This is a genomic window from Rectinema subterraneum (genome assembly GCA_009768935.1).
GTDB classification, from domain to species: Bacteria; Spirochaetota; Spirochaetia; order Treponematales; family Rectinemataceae; genus Rectinema; species Rectinema subterraneum.
In genome coordinates this window covers 1-14664 of sequence record WESA01000025.1, presented here as the reverse complement: position 1 = coordinate 14664, position 14664 = coordinate 1, and the positions used below count along the sequence as shown (strand labels likewise).

Genomic DNA, 14664 nt, shown 5'->3' with positions numbered 1-14664 from the left:
CGCAGTTGCAACGCGCAGCCATGGCCCCCAGCCTGCTGTCTGTCCTGCTAGCTGTCACTGTATTTCGTGAATGGTGCGCGCAAGCGGCAACCGGCGCCCTACTCCGAACGCTCGTTTCGATACTTTGATAGCAGGCGCGGCCTGGCGGCGTTTGTATTCGGCCTTTGCAGTCATTTCGAGCGTTTTTCGGACTGTTGCTCGATCGAACCCCGCATCGATTATCTCGTCCATTGTGCGATTTTCTTCTATATATAAGCGCAATATTCCGTCGAGCACCGGGTATTCGGGCAGGGTGTCCTGATCTTTCTGATTGTGGCGCAGCTCCGCGCTGGGAGCTTTGGCAATGATAGTGTCGGGAATGGGCTCTTCTCTGCCCTGTGCTGCAGCACTACGATTGATATGTGCAGCAAGCGCGTAGACTTCAGTTTTGTACAAGTCCGCAATGGGCGCAAGCGAACCATTCATGTCGCCATAGAGTGTGCAGTAGCCGGTTGCGAGCTCGCTCTTGTTGCCTGTCGTCAGCAGCAGGGTATTGAATTTGTTTGACCAGGCCATGAGGAGCGTGCCGCGGATACGCGCTTGCAAATTCTCTTCGGTTGTATCGTAGGGGCGCCCGGCAAAAGGACCGGCGAGAGCATTGAGGTAGGCGGTGAATGGCACTTCGATAGGAATTCTCTCGAGGCGGAGCTTGTTGCGTCGGCATAGCTCAACCGCATCATCGAGAGACCCTGCGCTTGAAAACCTGCTCGGCATAGCAATGCACGTAACGTTCTCTGGCCCAATAGCCTGCGTTGCGAGAACGGCCACCAGCGCTGAGTCTATGCCACCAGAAAGCCCGAGGCACACGCGCGAGAACCCCGACTTTCTGAGGTAATCCTGAATACCGACTATCAGCGCACGGCGGATTTCTTCGCTGCGCTCGGTCTGCAAATCGATGGCTTGCGCGGCAGTAGCCTGAGTGGTTGCGGCCTCTGTGGCGTCAGTGTGAGCGGCATCAGAGGATTTTTCAATTTCTGCAGTCGGGCTTGTGGCTCCTTCTCCATGCATTGCGCCGAGTATCAGCCGACCCGCCTTTCCCGATACCGTATCGTAGGTGAGTACTTCCTCCCCCCATCCACAGATGCCGCGAATCGTCGTGCGTTCATCCATTGCAAACGACCGTCCGTCGAACACAAGCGAATCGTTCGCCCCGACCGCGTTGCAGTACAGAACCGGAATCGAGCCTGCACGTACCGCTTTTTCGGCAAGTCTTAACCTGGTCTGCAGCTTTCCTGCAATGAAAGGCGACGCGGAAGGCACGATCAGAATGTCAGCCCCTGCATCCATCAGTTCCTTTACTGGATCGATACTATATTTCTGCGAAGCATCGGGAGCTTCCCACCAGAAATCCTCGCAGATCGCAAACCCCACTCGCCCGAAAGGCTGCGAAAAAACTTGCCGGGCTCGCGCAGGCTCGAAATAGCGCGCTTCATCGAACACATCGTAGGTTGGCAAAAGGGTTTTCGCCTGGGAAAATACTACTTTGCCGCCATATAGCACCGAGTAGGCATTGACGAGCGATTTGCCAGCACCCTCGCGATTTTTGTCCACATATCCGACGCCAACTGCAATATCCTGCGGAAGAAGTTTCTGCAGGCGGCGTAGAGCGGATATCGAGCCGAACAAAAACGATTCCTGATCGAGCAAGTCCATGGGCGGATAGCCGCAGATGCTCTGTTCAGGAAACACAATCAGGTCTGGACGCTCAGTAGCGGAAAATGCTTTCAGTATCTGGCCAACAAATTCGAGCATGCGGTCGACATTGCCTTTGAAATCGCCTATTGTCGAATTCATCTGGACAAGAGACACCCTCATGGCATACCTCCGCTACTTGATCTTTTTGCGCAGCTTTCGGGCGCTTGGCGCATTGAATTTCGATGTGCGCGGGCCGCTGTTCTCGCGTATGCCGTCGGTCCCGCGAGCGCCGCTGGTTCCTTTCTGCCTGCCAGCCCCGAAATCGCCTGATTCCCCTCGCTTTGCCGCATCGACAAACATGGGTTCGCCCGGAGCGATCCTGAAATGCTTTCGCGCATACAGCATGAAAATAACCGCGCCCACGATCATCAAAAAACTCAGAATCTGCCCCATCGAAAAATTGAAAAGCGAAACAAAGCGCGCTGTGGGCGCTTGTGGATCGCCAAGCGCCAGAATATACCCCAGCCCCGAATCAGGCTCGCGGAAATATTCGACAATAAAGCGCGCCACCCCATACCCAATGGCATAGATCGCGACACTCTTCCCTCTATATGTCCGCCGCTTTCGCACAAAGAACCAGAGCACAAGCCAGAGCACAATCCCTTCGAGCAGTGCTTCATACAATTGCGAAGGATGCCGCGGCAAATTTACCATGTCGTTCATCGAAACCAAGCGGATACCCACAGCGCGTGCAACTTCCTGCACCCACGGTTCCTTGGCTGAAAACCGCTCCGCATTCGGGAAGAGCATCGCCCAGGGCGCAGTGCTGACCTTGCCCCAGAGCTCGCCATTGATGAAATTGCCGAGCCGCCCGAAGGTGTACCCCAAAGGCGCCGAAACCGCGATGAGGTCTGCCCAGTCGAGCCAGTTCCATCTGTTCACTTTGCACCAAATCAAAGTCGCGACGATAAGCCCGACAAACCCGCCATGATAGGACATGCCCTGGAATCCGACAAAAGCTCCTGACTCATCGAAAGGCCAGAATATAAACCATGGTTTTATCCAGTAGTAGTTCGACGGCTCGTAGATAAGCGTTCCCGCAAGCCGTCCTCCAAGCAGAATGCCAACTATCGACCAGATAAAAAAATTCGCTGCTTCGTCTTCGGTCCACGGAGCTCTGAGGCGCTTCGATTCTCTTCTGAACAAAAGCCAGGCAACGGAAAATGCAATCAGGTACATGAGGCCATACCAGCGGAATGGCAGGCCTGGAATTATTTCGGGTGAAAGCCATTTCGGAAATTCGAGCATTGCTACCATCACGAAACCTCATTTGTAGTATCGGAATTGTGTGCGGGTACCGGGCTATCGGGGGCATCGACGGTTGGCACGCCGCGGGACTGCGCCTGTTTGCCCTGTCCTCCCTCGCGCGGAAATTTCGCCTTCAGGCTATCCATCCCAACAAGCCCCAATATCAGCAAATCCATAAGAATGACCACAAAAATGGAGCTGCTGGTCTTCACGAGGTCAACTGGGATGGACTTGCCGACCCCTTTTACAAATGCAAGGAGCGTCAGCACACTGAGCACGGGAGCGGCAGCGGAAATCAGCAAACATGGAGTTTTGAGCGCTTCTCGCGCAGAAGGCCGGAAATACTGAAGAAATAAAAGATACACAAACAAGAGGCCATACAGCTGAAAGACCCTGAGAATCGCGGTCGAAGCCCCGCCGAAATCCGTCATGCCCAGCGATACCGCCGCGACACCCAGCGCGAAAATACGAATAAATGCCAGTATGCCGGCAACAAGCATGTATAACGATCGGCGCATTTCGCCATCGAGTCTATTGGCGCAACCCCGCATAGTCAAGACATCGCAAAGTCAAGACAGTAGCAAAAATCCTACCGTTAGGATATCATAATTGTTAAATATTGCAGACAGCTTCCAGCTAAAGGAGCTTTTTCAGATGAACGAAACCGAAACCTCTGAGGTACGCACGCCTGTGGAACGCACACCCGTCGAGCACACCCCTGCAGAGCACACGCCTGTGGTGCGCAAGCGGCTGTTTTCCCTGCTTGCGTTCGTGGTTATTCTTGCGCTGTCGTTTATCACTGTCGCTGTTCCCGAATCGTATGCCCAGCAGGCCAAAACGCCCGATGCAAAGCAATATTCGCAGCTTCTACAGAATATTTTCCAGTTCATTCTGCAGAACTATGTGGAAGAGCCGGATCCGACCAAGCTCTACCAAGGTGCCGTCAAGGGCATGCTCGACTCGCTTGGTGACCCATATTCCGCCTTCCTCGATGAGGACATGATGTCCGATCTCATGTCGGATACAACAGGCACCTATGGTGGTGTCGGCCTGTACATCTCCAAGCAGACGACTGTCCCAACCGAGGACACGCCCCGCTATATCGAAGTCGTTTCGCCAATTGAAGATACACCCGCCTGGAAAGAAGGCATTCGCTCCGGCGATCTCATCACGAAAATCGACGGCGAAGATACCTCCCCCTTGAGTGTGGACAAAGCCTCTGCAAAAATCCGCGGCGAAGCCGGCACGACAGTGACACTCACATTCAAGCGCGGGAATTACGAGTTCGAAGTGACGTTCACGCGCAGCAAAATCGAAATCCCGGCCATCAAGAATGCGATAATCACTACTGCGAGCGGCAATATCGGCTATATTCGCATTGTCGAATGGAATCCCAATACCCCGGTGCGCATGAAAGCTGTTTTGCAGGACATGCATGCGCAGGGCATCGACCGGTGGATCATCGATGTCCGCTCCAACCCTGGCGGGCTTTTGTCTTCTGTTGTCGATGTCAGCGACCTTTTTCTCTCCTCCGGAGTAATTGTATCCACAAAAGGCCGAACCATTTCCGAAAACTACGAGTACAAGGCAAAGCCGGACCTCGCAATTCCCGCGACGGACCGCATTATCGTCATGACGAACCAGGGTTCTGCTTCAGCCTCCGAGATATTCGCGGGTGCCATGAAGGATACAAAGCGCGCGCTCCTGCTTGGCCAGAAAACCTACGGGAAAGGCTCCGTGCAACAGATTTTTCCGCTCGATAAAGCCGGTTTCAAACTGACAATGGCGCGATACTACACCCCGAGCGGCGTGAACATCGACAAAGTCGGTATCGAGCCGGACATCAAAGTGCCGGAACCGGAGCTGAGCGACAAGGAGCTTGCGGAAGTCCAGCGGCTCTACGATGCTGGCGACATAGCACGTTTCCTGCTAAAAAACCCAACGCCGAGCGTAGAGCAGCGCAAGCAGTTTGCCGCCGAGCTCGCCCAGAAATACACTGTCCCTGCACTCATTCTGGAAAAGCTCGTCCGCGATGAGTCTGAGCGCTCCCAGCCAGCACGCATCTACGATCTCGAGTACGATGTGCAATTGCAGAAAGCCCTGGACCTCATCGAATCCCAGGATTTTCTCAATCAGCTGGAATCAGCGAAAACGCTCGCAGACCTCAAGAAAAGCACAAATTAGCCGGAACTAGCCCATGCGCCAGATTGTTTTTCCAGGAGCCTTGCGCGGCAAGACAGCGTACCTGCTCGATGCGAAAACAGCGCATTACCTCATCGATGTACGCCGCATGAAGGCTGGCGACGTATTCGAAGCAATCGATGAAGAGGGCAGCCGATTCCGGTGCACAATTGTCTCTCGCGAGAATGAGGGCGCGCACGTGAGGCTCGAGAGCATCGAGCCTGATGACCTCGCGGCACAACAGGACAGACAATTGCAGATCGCCCTCGTCCAGGCGCTGCCCAAAGGCCAGAAATTCGATCTTATTATCAGGCAAGCTGTGGAACTCGAAGTGAACCTCATCGTGCCGGTGATAACAAAGTTTTGTGTGGCGGAAGAAGCCCCCGAGCGTGCACACTCGAAACTCGAACGAAGGCGACGCATCATTCGTGAGGCATTGCAGCAGTCGGGCTCTTCGGCGCTTACGGAAATCGTTCCCGCAGCTCGCCTTTCAGAGCTCGACAAAGTGCTGCGCGAGCATGGCTTTGACCGCGAAAACTCGCTGCGCATAATGTTCCATGAATCGGACGCCGCGAACTCGAAGCCCCTGCATGAACTGCTTGCGCACATGCAAAACCGCGTTGCCATCTGCATCGGCCCTGAAGGCGGTTTTTCTGAAGAGGATTATTCCGCTCTTGCGGAGATGGGATTTATGGTACATCATGCGCAGGGGCCGATTATGCGGGTGGAGACAGCGGCAATCTTTGCGATATCTGCGGTTCGAGTTATAGCCCTCGAAAGGGAAATATGGAATCGCTGAATATACCGTGCGCTCTGGTGGAAGGTGTGCGCTTCGATTTCCCCTCGCGCTTTGCCATTTCAGCGCTTCCCTATATCTGGGACGATGAAAAAAACCATCAAATTTGTTTTGTGAGCTCAAGTCAATGGAATGCTGCAAAACGCAGGGACGAATTCGGATCCATGATCGCGAGCGCAGACCTCGTATTGCCGAAAGACCGAGCAGTTGCAGGAAGGGTTCTTGCGCAAGGCGCGGAAGCGTCGCGTTCCTGGCCAGTGCCCTTTGTGCATCAAATGCTGCTCGATGCGATGCATGAATCTGCTGAGCAGCCGGAGCTGGAAATTCCGTCGATTGAACATATTCCGGAAATGTATCGCCCTCAAAAAGTGATAACCACACTGCTTTCGGCGATCGAGCAGCGAAACGGGTCGGTTTTTCTGCTGGGCGGTGCTCCTGTTACGCTAATAAAAGCCAAAAAGAACATCCGTGCGACCTTTCCAGGGCTCGCAATCGTCGGGAGCATGCATGGGCTATACCGCCCGCAGGAAGAAGCAGCACTTATCGAAGCTATTCAGAAAAGCACGCCCATGCTCATCCTGGCAGGTGCTCCTCTCCCTTCGGGGGAGCGCTGGATCCCGCACCACATGGCTGCCACTCGAAGCGGAATATTCCTTTATCACGGAGCGATATTACGATGGTTCGCAGGGTCGTAAAACGCTTTCTGGGTTTGTCTACTCTCTGTCTATGACTTGTCTACAGGAAGCGACGACCAATAGACGCGCATGTTGTTCCGCAGAAGATGATATAGACAGTTGTCGCCCCCTGAATAGACAAATCTCTATACGAAAATCCGTTCATCAAAACAGTCATCGCTCTTGAAACGCTGCAAAGAATTTGCTAACAATGCAACCATTATGAAAAAACTTCTCTACTTCGAACAGGATTCTTCCCGAATTCGCCCTATAGTCGTTGCGCTGAGCAAGCACTTCGAGGTGTCGGTTGCAGGGGATCTTCTGGAATTGGCAGCAACATTGCGACAGAAGGAGCCGCGGATTCTTCTCTTTGGTCTTGCGTCGCTTCCCGGCGCTTTCAGCATACATATATTGGATCGCATAAAGCAAATCATGCTGAATTTGCATGAAGAGAAGCTAGCATCGCGCAGTGCGCTTTCTGTCGTTGTAATGCATGGAGATGACAGCAGATGGCAGCAGATATGCGAACCTTATATTGCAGCACTTCGCGAGATACCATTCTGTGACATCTATGTAATTCCGGCAGCAACAAATCCCGATGAACTTGCAGTATCGATAATCAACATAAAAAGAGCAAATCGACACCTGCGGACAGCGCGCATGTCCGCAACCGCCGAAGTACCGATTATCGGGAACAGCACAAAAATGCGGCATGTCATCGAACAAATAAGGACGTATGCAGACAAACATCATCCTGTGCTTATCGTCGGAGAAACAGGGACAGGAAAGGAACTTGCTGCACGTGCACTCCACTTCTGGGGAAAGCGGAGCCATCATCACTTTGTCGCCTTGAACTGCGCAACAATTCCGGAAACTCTCTTCGAAAGCGAGATGTTCGGTACCGAACGCGGCGCGTACACCGATGCATCAACAAGAATGGGCGCAATAGAGCAAGCCGATAATGGAACCCTTTTTCTTGATGAAATCGGCAGCCTTTCGCTCGCATCGCAACCGCGCCTTCTGCGCGTGCTTGAAACAGGAGAATATCGAAGGCTTGGCGACCCGCATCCCCATTCGGCACAATTCCGTCTGGTCAGCGCTTCGTGCATAAACCCGATCGACCTCGCCGCCAAAAACAAATTCAGAAGCGATCTGGTATACAGAATTGCCGATCTTGTGATAGAGATTCCGCCCTTGCGCCACAGGGCTGAGGATATTCCCCTGCTTGCCGCCCATTTTTGCTCGCACTTTTCCAAAGATGCCTTCAGCCTCGAACAGAATGCGCTCGATAAACTCTGCGCCTATCATTGGCCGGGGAATGTGCGGGAGCTGCGTTCAGTCATCGCGCGCGCATGCGCCAACAACAGCACCGGAAGAATTTTCGCGGATGACATTCAATTCCTGTATCAGTGGAAATTCGAGGGAAACTCACAGCCTGAAGTGAGCGCATAGCGAGAGCTTGCACCAGTATGCGCGGCCTACTACTATCAAAGCATGAATGGAATTCCTTCAGGCAAAGCGCGCGGCGAGATGGTGGCGAGCTCGACCTTTAATGGCAGATTCGCGCTTGTAATAGGGGGGTCGGGCGGCATCGGCCGGGCTGTATCGCTCGAGCTTGTGCGGCGAGGTGCGCGATTGCTGGTGCATGGGCGGCAGGCTGAGGAACGCATGAAAACATCATCGCCCGCCTCACTCAGCACCTTCGACTATGCGTTCGACAGCCCCAGGAATTTCATCCAGGCCCTCGATGCACGCCTTGCCGACATGAGAGCAGAGCCGGATATCGTCATCTGCGCGTTCGGACCATTTTCGGAAAAGCCGCTCGAAATGGTCAGCGCTGAAGAATGGGAATATCTCACAATGGCGAACCTCGCTCTGCCAGGAGCCATGGCCAGCCATTTTCTTGCTGGCATGAAAGCGCGAGGCTATGGCCGATTTCTGTTTTTTGGTGGCACGCGGACCGACGCCATTCGTCCATTCAGAAAAACCGCTGCCTATGCTGCTGCCAAAACAGGCCTTGGCGTCCTTGCAAAATCAATCGCTGCAAGCGCAGGAGACAGGAACGTGGCCGCAGTTGTTGTATGCCCCGGCCCCACCGACACCGAGTACCTGAATGCCGAAACGCGCGCGCGCCATGCCTCGCTCACTGCAACGGGCTCTCTTCTCCCTGCTAAGCTGATCGCGCACGCAAGCCTTGACCTCATCGATGCCGACCCCTGTATCGCTTCGGGGGCAATTGTTGCGTTGGATGGCGGCTTCGATCCTGAATCAAGGCGATAGTGCTCCCAACCTTGTGCCAGAAAAGTTGCCTGTAGTTTGACTTTTTGGCCAGAGCCTCATATTATTAAAAGGTCATGCCGTCGCGCCTTCTCTCGCGGATACAGAAGATTCCGCAAGCTGGATCAGATGCCCTTATCTCATCCCAGATTTCATCCGATTTCCCCGATTGCGCAGTTGCGCGCTTTGTGGGCGCAGTGACGGACTCCAATCTCGAAATAGTAGCGAAATCTTTTGAAAATATTCTATCAGGGGGCATCCAGTATCTTATTGTCGATTTTTCCGCAATAGACGATATCAGCCCGGCTGGTATCGGGCTTCTGCTTGCGCTGCGCCAGAAACTGCGCGATCGGCGCGGCGACCTCATCCTTTGCAGCATGCGCCCGCGGATGGAACGCATGAATCGTGTGCTCGGGCTGGAAGGGTACTTCAGTGCCGCCATCGATATATCAGCAGCAAAAACCGGGCTCAAGGAGCTCACCACCTATGTCTATCCTATCTCTGTTCGATGTCCGGCATGTGATAGCCTCATCGATATCGATCGCCCTGGCAGAGGCCGCTGCCAGACCTGCGAAGCTGTGATCACGGCCTTTCCTGACGGATCAATCACGCTCGGCTGAGCGAAAAGGAGGTGGCGATGTCATCATTGCCAAAAATCGAACAATATCTCATCGACCTGGGCATTTCCTACCAGGAAATCTCGAAAAATGCCTGGCTCATCGAAGATGAGAACAAAGGCTACCCGAAAATGATGGTCAGCCTGTCGGATCCCATTGTCATCATCAGCGCCGATGTCATGCCTGTACCGAAAGAGAACGCTGAAACGCTGTTTCGCATGCTGCTCGAACTCAATGCAACCGACCTTTTGCATGGCGCCTATGCAATAAGCGGCAATGACATCATCGTCATCGATACGCTCGAGCATGCCTCGCTTGACAAAGATGAATTTCTGGCTTCTATTGAATCGATATCGTTCGCTCTTCTGGAGCACTACAAGAAGCTCGCGAGCTATATCCACACAACGGAGGAATAAGCCATGGGTATGTTTGAGCGCCTTAAAACAGTCATCTCTTCAAATATCAACTCCCTAATCTCCAAAGCGGAAAACCCCGAAAAAATGCTCAACCAAATGATCATCGACATGAACGAGCAGCTCATCGAATCGAAGAAGGCCGTCGCAATGGCCATTGCCGACGAGAAAAAACTTGAACGCGACTTGATGGAAAACAGGGCCAAGGCCGATGAGTGGGAGAAAAAAGCCATGCTGGCAGTGCGCGCCGGCCGCGATGATCTTGCAAAAGAAGCGCTTCTGCGCAAGCAGGAATTCGAGGGCTATGCCAACCAGCTCGCCCAGCAGTGGGAAGCCCAGAAACAATCGGTCGAAAAACTCAAAGAAGCTCTGCGCCAGCTCCAGTCGAAAATCGAAGAAGCGAACCGCAAGAAAAACATCCTCATCGCCCGCGCAAAACGAGCCGAAGCCCAGCAGCGCATCAATCAGACCATGTCGAGCCTGTCCGGCAACAAGAGCGCCTTCGACACATTCGAGCGCATGGAGCGCAAAGTCGACGAGATCGAAGCCAGCGCCGAAGCGATGAAAGAGCTTGAAGAAGCATCAAGCGGCGCGAGCCTCGAAAAACAGTTCGCTCAGCTCGAAAGCTCACCACAGGCTGCGGATGCAATGCTGGAAGAGCTGAAAAAGAAAATGCTCACCGAAGATGCGGGGCGCACGAGTTCGCAGCCATAAACCAACAAGCACTGCAAAGCATTAACGAATCAGACGGGCGCAGCATTCGAGCAAAGACTCATTGGCTGCGCCCTTTGTTTTCGGCTGCGCTCGCTGCTCTGAAACTAATCTTCCTGTTCTTTTCTGATATGCGCGCCTACCGCGGAAAGCCTCGCTGATAGATTCTCGTAGCCGCGCTCTATCTGGTACACATTGTGAATTGTACTTGTACCCTCTGCGCAGAGAGCTGCAATGACCATCGCCATCCCGGCGCGCACATCCGGCGACACCATCACATTGCCAACAAGCTTGGAAGGACCATACACCACAGCCCGATGCGGATCACAGAGCACAATGCGCGCTCCCATCGATATCAGCTTGTCAACAAAAAACATGCGCGATTCGAACATCTTCTCGTGAATGAGTGCGACGCCTTCGGCCTGGGTCGCCACTACTGTCATGATCGAAGTGAGGTCAGCAGGAAAACCCGGCCACGGTGCGTCGTCGATTTTGGGAATCTGCCCTCCGATATCCGGAACGACACGCAGCGCAGCCGCAGTGTTCGGCCTCAGAACATTCCCCTTCAGATCCCAGGTAACCCCAAGCTTCGAAAAACCAACTTTCAGAGGCGGCAGATCCTCCGTCCTCACTCCTTCGATCCGCAGATCCCCACCAGTCACCGCCGCAAGGCCAATGAATGAGCCAAGCTCCATATAATCCGAACTGATGGCAAATTCCACGCCATGCAACGATTTTTTGCCGTGGATGACGAGGCGATTCGAGCCTACGCCTTCGATCTCCGCGCCCATCTGGATGAGCATCGCGCAGAGGTCTTGCACATGAGGCTCGCAGGCAGCATTGGTGAGCGTAGTCGTGCCTTCGGCGAGCACTGCCGCCATAATCGCATTTTCCGTACCGGTAACCGATGCTTCATCGAGGAAGACAGGCGCTCCAACCAGCTTGACAGCCGAAAAATTCAGCGTAGCTTCAATCGCGATCCTTGCACCAAGTTCCTGCAACGCAAGGATATGCGTGTCAATCCGGCGCCTCCCGATCGTATCCCCGCCTGGAGGAGGAAGCACTGCCTTGCCGAAGCGAGCTGTCAAAGGCCCAGCAAACAAAATCGATGCCCGCACCTTTCTAGCAAGCTCTTCGGGCACCTCATAGCGCGAAATGCTGCGCGGATCGATCCGCCATGAATGTGCGTCGATCTCCTCAACCGACGCGCCGAGATTGCGCAGTACATCGAACATTACGAGCACATCTTCAATCGCAGGAATATTGCGCAGAATGACTGGTTCATCTGCGAGCGTCGTTGCGGCGATGCAGGGAAGCGCGGCATTTTTATTTCCTGAAAGCGTGAGCATTCCCTTGATGGGATAGCCGCCTTCGATAATATATTTGTCCATACGCGTACTGTATGCGGCGCAAGGCGGAGGGTCAAGGCGACCCGCGCTTAGTGTTACGAAGATTGCAGATGCTATTTTTTTGGACTTTTGCTCGGCACAAGGTTGGGAGCACTACCCGCATAGTTGATTTTCAAGGCTGATTCTTTCACAATTAGCGTCAGAGAAACGAGCGCGCGTTAAGAGCGTGCTGCTATCGAGGAAGCTTTGAATGACCGATCGCTTTGTTATGCCTATGCCGGATGATTTTCACGCCCACTTACGGCAGGGCGAGCCTCTCATGCAGTATGCCCGTCAGCATGCCGGTCAGTTCGGGCGTGTGCTGCTTATGCCGAACACGATGCCCCCCATCTTCAATGTCGCGCGGCTTACTGAATACCGCGCTGATGTCGAACGTGCGCTTGCAGCCATCCCCGATTCCGAGCGCTTCGAGCCGCTCTTTACATTCAAGATTCTGCCTTCGATGCTCGCTGCGGAGATCGAGAGCTTTGCGCGCGCGGGGGCGATTGCCGGCAAATATTATCCTTCTGGATCTACGACGAATGCCGCCGACGGTCCTCGTTCGTTCGATGATGTTGACGAGGTGCTGAGTACGATGGAGGAGTCAGGTCTTGTACTCTGCATCCATGGTGAAAACCCCGAAGTGCCGGTATTCGAACGCGAGCGCGCATTCTTGCCACAAGTCGAACGGCTTTTGGCTCGTTACCCACACCTCCGTATTGTGCTTGAGCATCTTTCGGATGAGGAGAGTGTTCGCTTTGTGGAGCAGGGGCCTGCTAATCTGGCTGCGACAATTACTGCGCATCATCTGCTGTTCACAGTCGATGACATGATTAGGGATTCGATGAACCCGCACCTCTACTGCAAGCCCGTGCTGAAATTTGCCCGCGACAGAGAAGCCTTGCGCTCCGCAGTCCTTTCAGGCTCAAAAAAATTCTTTTTTGGTAGCGACTCTGCGCCCCATCCTCGAGAAAAAAAAGAATGCACCGCTGCAGCTCCAGGAGTCTATTCCGCTCCTGCTGCTCTGCCCGCCCTCGTCGAGCTTTTCGATTCGCTTGGTAGTCTCGATGCGCTCATTCCTTTTATGGCGGAATATGGAGCAGCATTCTACGGGCTGGCCGCGCCTTCCCGCACGATTACCCTCGAGCGCGCGCCCTGGCAGGTGCCGCAGCTGATCGATGGGGTGGTGCCTATGTGTGCAGGAAAAACGCTCGCCTGGCGCATCTGGGGCAGGAACTGACGGCCCCGGCATCTTCCAACATTTCAAAGCCTTACAATTCTCGAATGTGTAAGGACTTCTGCTCCATTTTCGGTGATGAGCACATCATTCTCGAGCCGCACCCCTCCAAATTCAGGGTGATAGAGTCCTGGCTCGATTGTTACGATATGCCCCGGCTCCAACAGAGCAGATGGATCAGCGCGCATGCTCAGCGTCGGCGCTTCGTGCGCATCGAGGCCAATTCCATGACCAAGCGAATGCGGCATTGTCCAGCCCGCTTTGGCAAAAAAATCATCAACAAGCTTCGCAACACTGAGCAAAGGCACACCAGGCCCGCATGCCTCCACAGCAATCCGATGCGCTTCTTCCACAAGCCCGACCATTGTCTTCTGCTCAGTTCGAAGCGAATCGCTCACAAAACTCATTGTCACATCGCTCGTATAGCCCTCGAAGCGCGCTCCGAAATCAAGTATGGATAGGCCTTCCGCAGCAAAATGCTCATTAGTAAAAGTAGGAAATGCATGAATACCGAAAGAGCGCTCCGGCCCCGCCGCAAGTGTCTCGAACCCCATGCCTTCGGCTCCCATGCGCCTCGCCTCGCGCTCCAGAAAGAGAGCGATATCAGTTTCGGTCAGCAGCATACCCGCGCAAATTTCTTTTTCAATCATATCGATGAGCTGATCGGTATTCGATGCGATGCGGCGATAGAGGGCAATTTCGTCCGTGTCTTTCCGGGCGCGCATCTCCTGGATGAATGTGCCAACGCCTGATTTTTCGCACACAAGGTCGAAATCCGTCAGCGCGTGCACAAAATCTATGTAATCAGGATAGGGAGTCGAAGCAGGCAGCGCTACCTTTGCGCCTTTTGGAACATCAAGAAGCTTGAGCGCTGCAGCCAGCGCTTTCTGCGGCTGACGGCCGAAATCGGTGTAAGCTGCAATATGGTCTGCCTCACCGAGGCGGCTTGCCATATTGATATCCCATGCGATGAGCGCAGATGTACCCTTCGCGCTAAGAATAAATATCGCATCTGAAGGCTGCCCGCAGAGATATCGGAGCGACGAATCCCGCCCATGTTCAAAATCTGAAACCATAACCGCGCCAAGCCCGCGCTTCGCAAGTTCATCCGCAAGCGCTGCTTGCCTTCGGGAATATTTTGAGTGCTTCACTATTGCTCCTTTCGAAATATGATTGCTGTCGAACGGAGCAATTATCGCCCGGCTTGCGCAGTCCTGTCCAGAGCAGGTTATGAATAGTGCCCCCAACCTTGTGCCAAGCGAGCAGAGCGCACTACCAAGCCAGCACCTCTATCTTCTACCCTCTCCTTTTCAGATGCGCTAGGCCAGCGCATATTTCGGTAGATACTCAGCCTTATCCTTGCCTGGTGTCTTCCAGCGCTTCTCCCA

At 53.9% G+C, this 14664-nt stretch carries 14 protein-coding genes; 9 read left to right on the top strand and 5 right to left on the bottom strand.

Annotation, left to right across the window (positions count from 1 at the left end; translation table 11 throughout):
* Window positions 1-54: 54 nt before the first annotated feature.
* Genes GAP13_RS07580 through GAP13_RS07570 form a run of 3 tightly spaced genes read right to left on the bottom strand, consistent with a single transcriptional unit; the run spans window position 55 to window position 3500 of the window.
* Window positions 55-1854, bottom strand: coding sequence for an NAD+ synthase (locus tag GAP13_RS07580; protein ID WP_158907720.1), 1800 nt, complete (start codon window positions 1852-1854; stop codon window positions 55-57).
* A 12-nt stretch (window positions 1855-1866) separates the two neighbouring features.
* Window positions 1867-2991: a prolipoprotein diacylglyceryl transferase gene (gene lgt / locus GAP13_RS07575; RefSeq protein ID WP_158907719.1), complete on the bottom strand. Its 1125-nt coding sequence runs from the start codon at window positions 2989-2991 to the stop codon at window positions 1867-1869.
* Window positions 2991-3500 (bottom strand): hypothetical protein, encoded by a 510-nt coding sequence (locus tag GAP13_RS07570; RefSeq protein WP_158907718.1) that lies wholly within the window; start codon window positions 3498-3500, stop codon window positions 2991-2993. The genes lgt and GAP13_RS07570 overlap by 1 nt, the downstream gene beginning before the upstream one ends.
* Before the next feature lie 136 nt (window positions 3501-3636).
* Here GAP13_RS07570 and GAP13_RS07565 point away from each other — a divergent pair, with 136 nt between their 5' ends.
* From GAP13_RS07565 to GAP13_RS07530, 8 genes are all read left to right on the top strand, one after another.
* Window positions 3637-5166: a S41 family peptidase gene (locus GAP13_RS07565; RefSeq protein ID WP_158907717.1), complete on the top strand. Its 1530-nt coding sequence runs from the start codon at window positions 3637-3639 to the stop codon at window positions 5164-5166.
* Between the two features lie 13 nt (window positions 5167-5179).
* On the top strand, window positions 5180-5962 hold the full coding sequence (locus tag GAP13_RS07560; protein ID WP_158907716.1) for an RsmE family RNA methyltransferase: 783 nt from the start codon (window positions 5180-5182) through the stop codon (window positions 5960-5962).
* Window positions 5950-6654 (top strand): WecB/TagA/CpsF family glycosyltransferase, encoded by a 705-nt coding sequence (locus tag GAP13_RS07555; RefSeq protein ID WP_158907715.1) that lies wholly within the window; start codon window positions 5950-5952, stop codon window positions 6652-6654. The genes GAP13_RS07560 and GAP13_RS07555 overlap by 13 nt, the downstream gene beginning before the upstream one ends.
* Window positions 6655-6855: 201 nt before the next feature.
* Window positions 6856-8085: a sigma 54-interacting transcriptional regulator gene (locus tag GAP13_RS07550; RefSeq protein ID WP_158907714.1), complete on the top strand. Its 1230-nt coding sequence runs from the start codon at window positions 6856-6858 to the stop codon at window positions 8083-8085.
* A 42-nt stretch (window positions 8086-8127) separates the two neighbouring features.
* On the top strand, window positions 8128-8913 hold the full coding sequence (locus GAP13_RS07545) for an SDR family NAD(P)-dependent oxidoreductase (protein WP_158907713.1): 786 nt from the start codon (window positions 8128-8130) through the stop codon (window positions 8911-8913).
* 74 nt (window positions 8914-8987) lie between these two features.
* A complete protein-coding gene (locus GAP13_RS07540; RefSeq protein WP_158907712.1) occupies window positions 8988-9530 on the top strand; it encodes an STAS domain-containing protein in 543 nt (180 codons plus the stop codon).
* Between the two features lie 17 nt (window positions 9531-9547).
* A complete protein-coding gene (locus GAP13_RS07535; RefSeq protein WP_158907711.1) occupies window positions 9548-9943 on the top strand; it encodes a type III secretion system chaperone family protein in 396 nt (131 codons plus the stop codon).
* 3 nt (window positions 9944-9946) lie between these two features.
* The gene (locus GAP13_RS07530) at window positions 9947-10654 is read left to right on the top strand and encodes a PspA/IM30 family protein (protein ID WP_158907710.1); all 708 of its coding nucleotides are present in this window, start codon (window positions 9947-9949) and stop codon (window positions 10652-10654) included.
* A gap of 104 nt (window positions 10655-10758) precedes the next feature.
* Here the strand turns inward: GAP13_RS07530 and murA are convergent, their stop codons facing one another.
* Window positions 10759-12042, bottom strand: a complete 1284-nt coding sequence (gene murA / locus GAP13_RS07525; protein WP_158907709.1) for a UDP-N-acetylglucosamine 1-carboxyvinyltransferase — start codon at window positions 12040-12042, stop codon at window positions 10759-10761.
* A 208-nt stretch (window positions 12043-12250) separates the two neighbouring features.
* Here murA and pyrC point away from each other — a divergent pair, with 208 nt between their 5' ends.
* Window positions 12251-13279 (top strand): dihydroorotase, encoded by a 1029-nt coding sequence (gene pyrC / locus GAP13_RS07520; protein WP_241864315.1) that lies wholly within the window; start codon window positions 12251-12253, stop codon window positions 13277-13279.
* A 23-nt stretch (window positions 13280-13302) separates the two neighbouring features.
* On the opposite strand, the gene GAP13_RS07515 is transcribed toward pyrC, so the two are convergent.
* Window positions 13303-14427 (bottom strand): M24 family metallopeptidase, encoded by a 1125-nt coding sequence (locus tag GAP13_RS07515; RefSeq protein WP_158907708.1) that lies wholly within the window; start codon window positions 14425-14427, stop codon window positions 13303-13305.
* Window positions 14428-14664: the final 237 nt, after the last annotated feature.

Excerpts from the sequence above, each read along its gene's own strand:
- pyrC (WP_241864315.1), top strand. The coding sequence starts at position 12,251 with ATGACCGATCGCTTTGTTATGCCTATGCCGGATGATTTTCACGCCCAC.
- GAP13_RS07560 (WP_158907716.1), top strand. The coding sequence starts at position 5,180 with ATGCGCCAGATTGTTTTTCCAGGAGCCTTGCGCGGCAAGACAGCGTAC.
- GAP13_RS07540 (WP_158907712.1), top strand. The coding sequence starts at position 8,988 with ATGCCGTCGCGCCTTCTCTCGCGGATACAGAAGATTCCGCAAGCTGGA.
- GAP13_RS07535 (WP_158907711.1), top strand. The coding sequence starts at position 9,548 with ATGTCATCATTGCCAAAAATCGAACAATATCTCATCGACCTGGGCATT.
- GAP13_RS07550 (WP_158907714.1), top strand. The coding sequence starts at position 6,856 with ATGAAAAAACTTCTCTACTTCGAACAGGATTCTTCCCGAATTCGCCCT.
- GAP13_RS07580 (WP_158907720.1), bottom strand. The coding sequence starts at position 1,854 with ATGAGGGTGTCTCTTGTCCAGATGAATTCGACAATAGGCGATTTCAAA.
- GAP13_RS07570 (WP_158907718.1), bottom strand. The coding sequence starts at position 3,500 with ATGCGCCGATCGTTATACATGCTTGTTGCCGGCATACTGGCATTTATT.
- GAP13_RS07555 (WP_158907715.1), top strand. The coding sequence starts at position 5,950 with ATGGAATCGCTGAATATACCGTGCGCTCTGGTGGAAGGTGTGCGCTTC.
- GAP13_RS07565 (WP_158907717.1), top strand. The coding sequence starts at position 3,637 with ATGAACGAAACCGAAACCTCTGAGGTACGCACGCCTGTGGAACGCACA.
- GAP13_RS07530 (WP_158907710.1), top strand. The coding sequence starts at position 9,947 with ATGGGTATGTTTGAGCGCCTTAAAACAGTCATCTCTTCAAATATCAAC.
- lgt (WP_158907719.1), bottom strand. The coding sequence starts at position 2,991 with ATGGTAGCAATGCTCGAATTTCCGAAATGGCTTTCACCCGAAATAATT.
- murA (WP_158907709.1), bottom strand. The coding sequence starts at position 12,042 with ATGGACAAATATATTATCGAAGGCGGCTATCCCATCAAGGGAATGCTC.
- GAP13_RS07545 (WP_158907713.1), top strand. The coding sequence starts at position 8,128 with ATGAATGGAATTCCTTCAGGCAAAGCGCGCGGCGAGATGGTGGCGAGC.